Source organism: Microbacterium sp. 5K110, assembly GCF_005774735.1.
GTDB lineage: Bacteria > Actinomycetota > Actinomycetes > Actinomycetales > Microbacteriaceae > Microbacterium.
The window spans coordinates 1-8138 of the sequence record NZ_VBUM01000117.1; the positions used below are offsets into that span (position 1 = coordinate 1).

Below are 8138 nucleotides of genomic sequence, written 5' to 3' on the forward strand. Positions count from 1 at the left end.
AGACAGGTGTGGCGCCGCGACGGCGCGGTGCCGCGCGGGTGCGATGCCGCGGGAAACGCGAAAGGCCCGGGATGACCCGGGCCTTTCGTTGTGCTGGAGCCGCCTAAGGGAATCGAACCCTTGACCTATTCATTACGAGTGAATCGCTCTGCCGTCTGAGCTAAGGCGGCGCGCTCCGCTGACGCGTGCACGATCAACGATCTTACATGCTCGGCGGGTCGCCTGACGAATCGGGGCCGGCGCTCAGTAGTCCCCGGTGGCGGAGCGGTCAGCGAGGATGTCGCGGCTGGACGACAGGCCCAGGCGGGTCGCGCCCGCGGCGATCATCTCTTCGGCCGCGGCACGGGTGCGGATGCCGCCGGATGCCTTGACCTCGGCGCGGTCGCCGACGGTGCGCTTCATCAGCGCGACGGCATGGACGCTCGCCCCGCCGGCGGGGTGGAAACCGGTGGAGGTCTTGACGAAGTCGGCACCGGCGGCGACGGCGGCCTCGCACACGGCGACGATCGCGTCGTCGGAGAGTGCTGCCGACTCGATGATGACCTTGAGCACGGTCGGAGCAGGGACCGCGGTGCGCACCGCGCGGATCTCGGCCTCGACGACTTCGTAACGGCCCTCGACAGCGGCACCGATGTCGATGACCATGTCGATCTCGTGGGCACCCTGCGCGACCGACAGGGCTGCTTCGGCGGCCTTGACCTCGGCGTGATGCTTGCCGCTGGGGAATCCGCACACGACGGCGATCTTGAGCCCCGCGGGCACCTCGACCGGGAGGAACGAGGGCGACAGGCACACGCTGTAAGTGCCCAGCTCGGCGGCGTCGGCGATGGTGCGCTCGACGTCGGCGCGAGTGGCCTCGGGCTTGAGCAGCGTGTGGTCGATGTAGGGGGCCAGATCGGCGGTGGTCATGGGTGCTCCTTCGGGCGGGGACGACGACAAGCCTACGTTCCGGGGACGCCGCAGTGCTCGGGGGTCGTCGGGCGACGCGAGCGGATGCGGCGACCGCGGCGCGGCGCGGAGAGGGTCAGCCGCAGCGCAATCCGTTCTCGGGGACGACGCCGTCGACGAGGTAGGCGTCCACGGCATCCGTGACGCACGCGTTGCCCTTGTTGTACCCGAGGTGTCCCTCGCCGACGTTGGTGACGAGGACGCCCTGTGCGAGCTGGGACGCGAGGCTCTGCGCTCCGTCGTACGGGGTCGCGGGGTCGCCGGTCGTTCCGACCACCACGATCGGCGCGGAGCCGGGCGCGGTGATCGGCTCGCGCGTGCCGGTGGGCGGAGCTGGCCAGGCGGCGCAGGGATCTCCTCCCCCGGCCCAGTAGGGGGCGACCACGGGGGCTTCGGCGTCGAGTTTCTGCTGCAACGCCGCGACGTCGGCATCCGTCCCCGCGTCGGGGTAGTCCATGCAGTTGTAGGCGACGAACGCCTCCATGGTGTTGCCGTCGTAACGATCGCCCGTGCGCCCGTTGTAGAAGTCGGCGAGCTGGAAGGCGACATCGGCGCTGCCGTCACGCACACCCGAGAGCGCCGAGCGCAAGTAAGGCCAACTGTCTTCGCTGTACAGCGCGGCGGTGATCGCCGTCATGAGCGAGTCGCCGCCGAGCCGCCGCCCGTCGGTGGCGGTGAGGGGACGCGCGTCGACGCGAGCCAGCATGGCCGCAAGGTCGGACATCGCGTCGTCGACGCTGCCGGCGAAAGCACATTCGTCGGTGCGGAGGCAGTCGGCCATGAACGCGCGGAGCGACTGTTCGAACCCGACCGCCTGCCGCAGCGAGGTGTCGGTACCCGAGACGCTGGGGTCGATCCCGCCGTCGAGCACCATGCGGCCGACGCGTTCGGGGAACAGCCCCGCGTAGGTCGCCCCGAGGAACGTGCCGTAGGAGTACCCGAGGTAGTTCAGCTTGGGGTCACCGAGCACCGCCCTGAGTACGTCCATGTCGCGAGCGGCGTTGTCGGTGGTGATGAAGGGCAGGATGCCGTCGCTGCGCTGCTGGCATGCCTGGGCGAAATCGGCGGCGCGCTTGTCGAGCGCGGCCTGTCGTTCGTCGCTCCCGCGGGCGCCCGGCGGGATGTCGTACAGGTAGGCGTCGAGCTGCGGGGGGTCGTAACACGTCACGGCGGTGGACTCGCCGACTCCGCGCGGGTCGAAGCCGATGACGTCGTAGGCCTGGGCGAGTCTGTCGTCGACGAGGACCGACAACGCCTGCTTCATGAGTGAGACGCCCGCGGCGCCGGGACCGCCCGGGTTGGTGAGCAGCGACCCGATCGGTTCGCCCGAGGTCGCGCGGTGCCGCACGACGGCGAGGGCGAGTTCGCCCGCCCCCGGGTCGGCGTAGTCGCGGGGAACGGTGACGGTGGTGCAGTCGAGCCCGGTGCCGCACTCCTCCCAGTCGAGGGTCTGCCCGTAGTAGGCCAGCAGCTCGGCGGGGACGCCGTCGGTCTGGGGGGCGAGCGAGGCCCCACCGCCGGGAGCCATGGGCGGGATCTGGGCGTAGAGGCATCCGGACAGGGCGACGGCGAGCGCCGCCGCACCGGCCACCGCGGTGAGGAGCCGTCGACGCAGGCTCACGGCGCCGATCCGTTCGCCACGGTGATGAGCAGACTCTCGAGCGCCAGCACCGGGGCGGCGTTCTGTTCGAGGTTGCGGCGGGTGTCGGTGATCCGGTCGAGCACCCCGAGGGTGCGGGCCGGAGTCCATTCGGCGGCGAGCGAGCGCAGGTCGTCGATCCTCTCGGCGTTGACGAGGTCGCCCTCGCGTTCGTACTGCAGCATGACGACGTCGCGGAACAGTGACTGCAGGTCGGTGAGGACGCGGTCGATGCCGTCGCGGAGGCTGCGGGTGGCGCGGCGCTTCTGGTCGTCCTCGAGCGCGTTCAGCTGACCGCGCACGCTGGGGGGCACGGCCGCGCCTTCGGCGATGCCGAGGGTGCGCAGCAGCGAGCGGCGCTCCTCTTCGTCGCGGGTGGCGGTGAGGGCTTTGGCGTCGTCGGTGGCGAGGCGCACGATGTGACCGGCGACGTCGACCGCGTCGCTGATGCCGCGCACCGCCAGGACGGCGGAGAGCGTCTCGGCGCGGCGGGCGCGGGCGTCGTCGTCGGTGGCCAGGCGCTGGGCCATGCCGATGTGCCGCTGCGCGTGGCGCGCGGACTCTTCGGCGATGTCGGCGGCGACGCCGGTGCGGTCGACGATGAGCGAGGCCACGTCGGTGACCGAGGGCTCGCGGAGACGCAGGACCCGCACGCGCGAGCGGATCGTGGGCAGCAGATCGGCGTCGCTGGGGGCGCACAGCACCCACACCGTCTGCTCGGGCGGCTCTTCGAGGGCCTTGAGCAGCACGTTGGACGTGCGCTCGGCCATGCGGTCGGCATCTTCGACGACGATCACGCGGTGGCGGCCGAGCGACGGCGCGAAGGAGGCGCGCTCGACGAGCCGGCGCGCTTCGTCGATGCGGATCACGACCTGCTCGGTGCGCAGGGCGGTGAGATCGGGGTGGGTGCGGGCCAGCACCTGGCGTTGCGCAGCCTCGTCGCCGGGATCGGCGATGAGAGCTGCCGCGAAGGCGTACGCGAGCGTCGAGCGCCCCGATCCGGGAGGACCGGTGATGAGCCACGCGTGCGCGAGGGCGGCCGGGTCGGACGCCGCGGCACGGAGGGTCTCGACGGCGGCGGCCTGCCCCCACACGGCGTCCCACGGGAAGGGCGCGGCGTCGGTGCGAGAGGGCGAGTCCACGGCGGCCGGCATGGGTTCCACCCTAATCGGGGCCACCGACACCGCCGCTGTCGATCGGCTGGGCGTCCAGGAGCGAGCTGTCAGGAGAGACGGGATGCCACAGCCGCGCGCACCCGTTCGGCGAGGACGGGCGCGGGCTCGGTGGCATCCAGGACGAGGAAACGCTCGGGTTCGGCCGCGGCGAGGGCGAGGAACGCGGCGCGGACGCGCTCGTGGAACTCGGCCTTCTCGGCTTCGAGACGGTCGAACGGCTTGTCGGCGGCGTCCAGGCGGGTGCGCGCGGCGGCGGGATCCAGGTCGAGCAGCACGGTGAGGTCGGGAAGCAGTCCGCCCGTGGCCCACAGCGACAGTTCGCGGATGTCGTCGGCGTCGAGGACGCGTCCGGCCCCCTGGTACGCCACCGACGAGTCGAGGTAGCGGTCCTGGATGACGACGTCGCCGCGGGCGATCGCGGGCTGCACGACGGTTTCGACGTGGTGGGCGCGGTCGGCGGCGTAGAGCAGGGCTTCGGCGCGCGGGGCGATGTGTCCGCGGTGGTGGAGCACGATGTCGCGGATGCGGACTCCGACGTCGGTTCCGCCGGGTTCGCGCGTGCGGACGATGCCGCGCCCCTGGTCGCGGAGCCACTGCTCGAGGAGCACGGCCTGGGTCGTCTTCCCCGCGCCGTCGCCGCCTTCGAACGTCAGGAACAGACCCGGTCCCCCGGCCGCCGCCGCCCGCGGGGCGTGCGGCGGGCGGGAGGGTTCAGTCGTCACGACTTCTTCGCCGGGGCCTTGCGCGTCGTCGTCGTCTTCTTCGCCGCGGTGCGCTTGGGTGCCGGACCCTTCGCACGCTTGTCGGCGATGAGCTCGACGGCCCGCTCGAACGTGATCGCCATCGCGTCCTCGCCGCGCGGGACAGCGGCGTTGGTCTCGCCGTCGGTGACGTACGGACCAAAGCGGCCGTCCTTGAGCTTGAGGGGCTTGCCGCTGACGGGGTCGGCGTCGAACTCCTTCAGCGCGCTCGAGGCGCGACGGGCACCGTACTTCGGCTCGGCGTACTTGGCGAGGGCCTCTTCGAGCGTGATGTCGAAGATCTGCTGCTCGGCGTCGAGCGACCGCGAGTCGGTGCCCTTCTTCAGGTACGGACCGAAGCGGCCGTTCTGCGCGGTGATCTCGGCACCGGACTCGGGGTCTGTCCCGACGACGCGCGGCAGCGAGAGCAGTTGTAGGGCGGTGTCGAGGTCGATCGTGTCGACCGACATCGAGTGGAAGAGCGACGCGGTGCGCGGCTTGGGCGCGGCCTCTTTCTTGGCGCCGCGCTTCTTGGGCGCCTCGACGACCTCGCCGGTGGCCTGGTCGACGTCTTCGGGCTCTTCGGCGTCGACCTCTTGCACGTACGGGCCGAAGCGGCCATCCTTGACGACGACGAGCTTGCCGTTCTCGGGGTTCTCCCCCAGCACGCGGTCACCCGCGACGGGCGCCTCGATCAGCTCTTGCGCCTTCTCGGGCGTGAGCTCATCGGGGGCGAGGTCTTCGGGGATGTTGACGATGCGCGGCTTGGCGTCTTCAGCGGCGCCGGGCTCGGCGACTTCGAGGTACGGGCCGTACTTTCCGAAGCGCAGCGTGGCGGTGTCGGTGATGCGAGTCGAGTTGAGCTCGCGCGCGTCGATCTCGCCGAGGTTCTCGACGATGTGGCGGAGACCCACCTGCTTGTCGGAACCGAAGTAGAAGGCCTTGAGCCACTCGGTGCGGCGCTGCTCGCCGCGGGCGATGGCGTCGAGGTCGTCTTCGAGAGCCGCGGTGAAGTCGTAGTCCACGAGGTCGGCGAAGTGCTGTTCGAGCAGACGCACGACGCTGAAGGCGAGCCAGCTGGGCACGAGGGCCTGACCGCGCTTGGTGACGTAGCCGCGGTCGAGGATCACGCCGATGATGCTGGCGAAGGTCGACGGGCGGCCGATGCCCTTCTCTTCGAGCGCCTTGACCAGGCTCGCCTCGGTGTAGCGGGGCTTCGGCGAGGTGCTGTGGCCCTTGGGCTCGACGTCGCTGATGGCGAGTTCGTCGCCGACGGCGACGGCCGGGAGCGACTGGTCGGCGTCGTCGTCGTTACGCTTCTCGTCGTTGCCCTCTTCGTACGCCTCGAGGAAGCCCTTGAAGGTGTAGACGGTGCCCGACGCGGTGAACTCGGCCTGCTTCTCGCCCGCCTGGACGGCGAGGGTAACGGTCGTCGTCTCGTACTTGGCATCCGACATCTGGCTGGCGACGGTGCGCTTCCAGATGAGGTCGTAGAGCTTCTGCTCGTCGCGGTCGAGCGACGAGGCGAGCGACGCGGGCGTGCGGAAGTGCTCACCCGAGGGGCGGATGGCCTCGTGCGCCTCTTGCGCGTTCTTGGATTTGCTCTTGTAGACGCGGGGGTTGGCGGGCACGGCCTTGTCGCCGTAGAGCGCCACCGCCTGCTCGCGCGCGGCCTTGACGGCCTGCGTCGAGAGCGCGGTGGAGTCGGTACGCATATAGGTGATGAAGCCCTTCTCGTAGAGACGCTGCGCGACGCCCATGGCGTGCTTGGCGCTCATCGAGAGCTTGCGTCCGGCCTCCTGCTGGAGCGTGGAGGTGGTGAAGGGTGCGCGGGGGCTGCGGGTGCCGGGCTTGGACTCGACCTTGGCGACGGTGGCCTTGGCCGCAGCGACGATGTCGGCGGCGAGCGCGCGAGCCTCGGCCTCGTCGAGCACGACGACGGCCTTCTTGAGCTTTCCGTTGTCGTCGTAGTCGCCACCGCGGGCGAGCGGGGCGCCGTCGAGGCGGTTGAGCCGCGTGGTGAACGAGGAGCCGGACTTGGATGCCCGGGCCTCGACGTCCCAGTACGAGGCCGAGACGAACGCCATGCGCTCGCGCTCGCGCTCGACGACCATACGGGTGGCGGCGGACTGCACGCGGCCGGCGCTGAGCGCGGTGCCCTCGCGGCCGGAGCCGACCTTTCGCCAGAGCACGGGCGATACGTCCCACCCGTAGAGGCGGTCGAGGACGCGGCGGGTCTCCTGGGCATCGACGAGGGACTCGTCGAGGTCGCGCGTGTGGTTGACGGCATCCTGGATGGCGTCCTTGGTGATCTCGTGGAATACCATGCGGCGCACGGGCACCTTGGGCTTGAGGACTTCGCGCAGGTGCCACGCGATGGCTTCGCCTTCGCGGTCACCATCAGTGGCGAGTAGGACTTCGTCGGCGGACTTCAGGGCTCGCTTGAGCTCAGCGACCGTCTTGGTCTTGCGGTCGTTGACGACGTAGTACGGGTCGAAGTCGTTCTCGACGTCGATGGAGTACTTGCCGTATGCCGCCTTCTTGTCGGCGGGGATCTCCTTCTTGGAGGCGAGGTCGCGGATGTGCCCGACCGAGCTGAGCACTTCGTAACCGTCGCCGAGGTATCCCTGGATCGACTTCATCTTCGTCGGGGACTCGACGATGACGAGCTTCTTGCCGTTAGCCACTGGGGTCCTTTCTTCGTTGCACACCATACACACGCCTTCCTGGTCGGGATCCGGGAGGTCGTACGCGGTCGAGACATCGGGTGGTCCGGCCCGCGAGCGTGCAGCGAACGGAATTCCACCGTACGCGGTGCCGACGCTCACCGTGGCGACCAGGCCGCGCACATCGCATTCGTTCAGCTCGACACCGCCCGCGGTCGCCACCGTCGCGGCCGCTTCGCACGGCACCCCGGGCACGGCTCCGCTGACGGTGTCGGCGGCGGCGAGGGCGGCGGCATCCGCGATCCCCGCCAAGCGCTGGGACTGGGCTGCGGCCCCGGCGACGGCGGCCAACCCCAGGGCGACGATCGCCACGGCCGAGACCACCCCGACCGCCGACACGGTTCCCGGCATCACCCGCCCCCATCGAGGGAGCACGAGCGTGCGGTGAGCGGGGCGAGCGGGAGAGGGACCGGAGCCGCGGCCGAGGCCACGACACACACGAGGCGGTCTCTTCGTTCGACGGCGACCGCTGCGCCGAGACCCTCGACCACCGCACGGGCGCGGTCGTCATCGCCGCGTCCGAACAGGCGCGCCGACTCGGCGGCGGCGTGCTGCAAGCGCACCGCCGTCGCCCCCGCGGCGAGCGCCCCGCAACCGAGGGCCAGCACGAGGACGATCGCCGGGAGGGCCACGGCGAACTCCGCCGTGACCGCTCCCCGGTCGTCGAGAAGGGCCCGTTTCACTGCACCGTGAGGGCGCGGCGGACGAGGTCGGTCAGGATGCCGCGCACCTCGTCGCTGCGCATGATGACCACCAGGAGCCCGGCGAAGGCGACAGCCGCCATCGTCGCGATGGCGTACTCGGCGGTGGCGGCGCCGCGATCGTCGAGAAACAGGGCCGTCGCGCGACGCGAAGTCAGCGCCGGCAGCGCGGGGATGGGGAGAGGGGGTCGGCTGGATCGGAGCGGGAG

Annotated in this window: 7 protein-coding genes and 1 tRNA gene; all 8 read right to left on the reverse strand. The window is 70.9% G+C overall.

Going from position 1 to position 8138, the window contains the following annotated elements; translation table 11 throughout:
- Nucleotides 1-94 precede the first annotated feature (94 nt).
- The 8 genes from FE256_RS16775 to FE256_RS16810 all read right to left on the reverse strand — a co-directional run bounded on the left by FE256_RS16775 (nucleotide 95) and on the right by FE256_RS16810 (nucleotide 8105).
- Nucleotides 95-170 (reverse strand) — tRNA-Thr (locus FE256_RS16775).
- Between the two features lie 73 nt (nucleotides 171-243).
- Nucleotides 244-909 carry a deoxyribose-phosphate aldolase gene (deoC, locus tag FE256_RS16780; protein ID WP_230009945.1) on the reverse strand — a complete coding sequence of 222 codons (666 nt, stop codon included), beginning with the start codon at nucleotides 907-909 and terminating at the stop codon, nucleotides 244-246.
- 115 nt (nucleotides 910-1024) lie between these two features.
- Complete coding sequence (locus FE256_RS16785; protein ID WP_252371070.1) at nucleotides 1025-2569, reverse strand: alpha/beta hydrolase; 1545 nt, start codon at nucleotides 2567-2569, stop codon at nucleotides 1025-1027.
- Nucleotides 2566-3741: a DNA polymerase III subunit delta' gene (locus tag FE256_RS16790; protein ID WP_138177946.1), complete on the reverse strand. Its 1176-nt coding sequence runs from the start codon at nucleotides 3739-3741 to the stop codon at nucleotides 2566-2568. The genes FE256_RS16785 and FE256_RS16790 overlap by 4 nt, the downstream gene beginning before the upstream one ends.
- A 68-nt stretch (nucleotides 3742-3809) precedes the next feature.
- Nucleotides 3810-4484 carry a dTMP kinase gene (gene tmk, locus FE256_RS16795; protein ID WP_138177948.1) on the reverse strand — a complete coding sequence of 225 codons (675 nt, stop codon included), beginning with the start codon at nucleotides 4482-4484 and terminating at the stop codon, nucleotides 3810-3812.
- Nucleotides 4481-7579 (reverse strand): type I DNA topoisomerase, encoded by a 3099-nt coding sequence (gene topA, locus FE256_RS16800; RefSeq protein ID WP_138177950.1) that lies wholly within the window; start codon nucleotides 7577-7579, stop codon nucleotides 4481-4483. Before topA ends, tmk begins: the two co-directional genes overlap by 4 nt.
- Nucleotides 7579-7911, reverse strand: coding sequence for a TadE family type IV pilus minor pilin (locus FE256_RS16805; RefSeq protein ID WP_171024394.1), 333 nt, complete (start codon nucleotides 7909-7911; stop codon nucleotides 7579-7581). The genes topA and FE256_RS16805 overlap by 1 nt, the downstream gene beginning before the upstream one ends.
- Entirely contained in the window at nucleotides 7908-8105 is a 198-nt protein-coding gene (locus FE256_RS16810; protein ID WP_138177956.1) for a DUF4244 domain-containing protein, read from the reverse strand. The genes FE256_RS16805 and FE256_RS16810 overlap by 4 nt, the downstream gene beginning before the upstream one ends.
- Nucleotides 8106-8138 lie beyond the last annotated feature (33 nt).

Excerpts from the sequence above, each read along its gene's own strand:
- topA (WP_138177950.1), bottom strand. The coding sequence starts at position 7,579 with ATGCCGGGAACCGTGTCGGCGGTCGGGGTGGTCTCGGCCGTGGCGATC.
- deoC (WP_230009945.1), bottom strand. The coding sequence starts at position 909 with ATGACCACCGCCGATCTGGCCCCCTACATCGACCACACGCTGCTCAAG.
- FE256_RS16790 (WP_138177946.1), bottom strand. The coding sequence starts at position 3,741 with ATGCCGGCCGCCGTGGACTCGCCCTCTCGCACCGACGCCGCGCCCTTC.